Source organism: Bradyrhizobium sp. Kon58 (assembly GCF_055807455.1).
Genome location: NZ_JBVVOT010000393.1, coordinates 1 through 280, shown reverse-complemented (window position 1 = coordinate 280; position 280 = coordinate 1). Strand labels below are relative to the sequence as shown.

At 65.0% G+C, this 280-nt stretch carries 1 protein-coding gene; it reads left to right on the top strand.

Annotated elements, in window-relative coordinates; all coding sequences use genetic code 11:
• Positions 1–280: amino acid permease (locus AC0L20_RS40890; RefSeq protein ID WP_473295807.1), on the top strand; the 280-nt coding region annotated here is incomplete at both ends.

Here is a 280-nt window from a genome sequence, read left to right as displayed (position 1 = left end):
GGCTCGGCGGCGACCATCCTCAATATCGTGGTGATCTCGGCGGCGGTTTCGGCCATCAACAGCGACATCTTTGGCGCCGGTCGCATGATGTACGGCCTGGCCCAGCAAGGGCAGGCGCCCAAGGGCTTCGCGCAGTTGTCCAGGCACGGCGTGCCGTGGATGACCGTGCTGGTGATGGGCGCCGCGTTGCTGGGCGGTGTGGTGCTCAACTACCTGATCCCGGAAAACGTGTTCCTGCTGATCGCGTCGATCGCTACCTTCGCCACCGTGTGGGTGTGGC